At 69.4% G+C, this 2,199-nt stretch carries 2 protein-coding genes and 1 pseudogene; 2 read left to right on the forward strand and 1 reads right to left on the reverse strand.

The window, feature by feature from the left end; translation table 11 throughout:
* Both L995_RS29190 and L995_RS29195 read left to right on the forward strand, forming a co-directional pair.
* Nucleotides 1-181 (forward strand): annotated as a pseudogene (locus tag L995_RS29190) (enoyl-CoA hydratase); the annotation flags it as partial.
* Nucleotides 182-304: 123 nt separating this feature from the next.
* A complete protein-coding gene (locus L995_RS29195) occupies nucleotides 305-1,492 on the forward strand; it encodes an acetyl-CoA C-acyltransferase family protein (protein WP_047474917.1) in 1,188 nt (395 codons plus the stop codon).
* 64 nt (nucleotides 1,493-1,556) lie between these two features.
* On the opposite strand, the gene L995_RS29200 is transcribed toward L995_RS29195, so the two are convergent.
* The coding region (locus tag L995_RS29200; RefSeq protein WP_047474916.1) for a recombination-associated protein RdgC at nucleotides 1,557-2,199 on the reverse strand (643 nt) is incomplete at its 5' end.

Here is a 2,199-nt window from a genome sequence, read left to right on the forward strand (position 1 = left end):
CCGCGTCACGGTGGCGCTGGGCCATATGCGCCGCCTCATGCGCGCCGGCCTGGACCGCAGCCTGCGCGACCAGCTTGCGGCCGAGGCCTGCGCCTTCGATGCCTGTGCGCGCACGGCCGACCTGCCGCGCGGCATTGCGGCGTTCCACGCCAAGCAGGCGCCGCAATTCGAAGGCCGGTAAGGGCCTGTGAGGATCGGCGGGCAGGGGACCATCCATGCCTGACACCGAGGTGGCTGCGCAAGACTGCGCCCGACCGGCACAATGCAAGCCACCCCCGTGTTCATCGCTTCGAGGAGCTTCACCATGACCCCACGCGACGTCTTCGTCGTCGGCACTGCGCGCACCGCCATCGGCACCTTCGGCGGCAGCCTCAAGGACGTACCCAACACCCAGCTGGCCACCACGGCCGTCAAGGCGGCCATGGAGCGCGCGGGCCTGGCGCCCGACGCCGTCGGCCACGTGGTCATGGGCAATGTGATCCCCACCGATACCAAGGACGCCTACCTCTCGCGCGTGGCCTCCATCGATGCGGGCTGCCCCATCGAGACGCCGGCCTTCAACGTCAACCGGCTGTGCGGCTCCGGCCTGCAGGCCATCGTCTCGGCCGCCCAGGCCATTGCGCTGGGCGATTGCGACGTGGCCATCGGCGGCGGCAGCGAGTCCATGAGCCGCGGCCCCTACTTCGACCAGGCCGCGCGCTGGGGCGCGCGCATGGGCGACGCCAAGAGCATCGACTACATGCTGGGCATCCTGCACGATCCCTGGCAGAAGATGCACATGGGCATCACGGCCGAGAACGTGGCCGAGCGCTACCACATCAGCCGTGAAATGCAGGATGAACTGGCAGCGGCCAGCCACCAGCGCGCGGCCGCTGCCATCGCGGCCGGCCACTTCAAGGAGCAGATCGTTCCCGTGGAAATCGCCACGCGCAAGGGCGTCGTGGTCTTCGACACCGACGAGCATGTGCGCGCGGCCACCACCATCGAAGTGCTCAGCGCCATGAAGCCGGCCTTCCGCAAGGAAGGCGGCACCGTGACGGCCGGCAATGCCTCGGGCATCAACGACGGCGCGGCCGCCGTGGCACTGGCCGCAGGCGATCGCGTGGCTGCCCTGGGACTGAAGCCGCTGGCGCGCCTGGTCGGCTACGCCCATGCCGGCGTGGACCCCGCCTACATGGGCATAGGCCCCGTGCCGGCTACGCAGAAGGTGCTGCAGCGCACGGGCCTGAAGATTGCAGACATGGACGTCATCGAGGCCAACGAGGCCTTTGCGGCCCAGGCCTGCGCCGTGATCCAGCAACTGGCGCTGGACCCGGCCAAGGTCAATCCCAACGGCTCGGGCATCTCGCTGGGCCACCCGGTCGGCGCCACGGGCGCCATCATCACCACCAAGGCCATCGCCGAACTGCAGCGCACGGGCGGCCGCTATGCGCTGGTGACCATGTGCATAGGCGGCGGCCAGGGCATCGCAGCCATCTTCGAAAGGGTCTGAGCGCCCTGGAGGCGCGGCGATGTTTCACATGAAACATTGCCGGCCCGGGTGCCCGGCTGCTGGCTCAGAACGGCGCTTCTTCAGGCGCCGTGTCCACGGGTGCCGTGGCCGGCCCCGTCAGCGCTCCACGGCCCGATGCCGCTGCGCGCGGTGCCGTCGCGGGAGCGTGGGCTGCAGGCGTCTGCAGCGATGCTGGAAGATCCTGGCCCAGGCCCGTGCGCCCTTCCCCGCCCAACGCCTCGATCAGATCGGGGATGAGCCTGGACAGCTCGCCCGTGGCAATCGCCACGTCGGCATCGAAGCCGCCGTCGTCCTGCGACTGGCCTTCCATCACGGCATCGAGCAGCGCGATCTTGCGGATCTGCAGACCCTCGGTCAGCACAAAGCTCACGCGGTCGTCCCAGGTCAGCGCCAGGCGTGTGGGCAGCTTGCCGTGCTCGATGTGCTGGCGCACCTCGTCGATGTCCAGCGGATGGCGCGCATAGCGCACCACGGCCTTGGATTCGTCGGCGGCCTTGAGCTCGCATTCACGGTCAATCGAAAAGCCGGCCGGGCTTTCCTGCGTGGTCAGCCAGTGCGCCATGGCGGCCTGTGCGCTGGTCTGCGTATCGACCAAGGCCAGCGCAAAGCCTGTGAGGCCCTCCACCAGCGAGCTGACCACCTCGTCGGCGCGCGCCTGGCTGCCGGTGTCCAGCACCAGGGTGCGG

Source organism: Delftia sp. ZNC0008, assembly GCF_000799035.1.
In the GTDB taxonomy this organism is placed as follows: Bacteria; Pseudomonadota; Gammaproteobacteria; order Burkholderiales; family Burkholderiaceae_C; genus Comamonas; species Comamonas tsuruhatensis.

What these genes read in the sequence shown, in the direction of transcription:
- L995_RS29195 (WP_047474917.1), top strand. Translation starts at nt 305, where the DNA reads ATGACCCCACGCGACGTCTTCGTCGTCGGCACTGCGCGCACCGCCATC.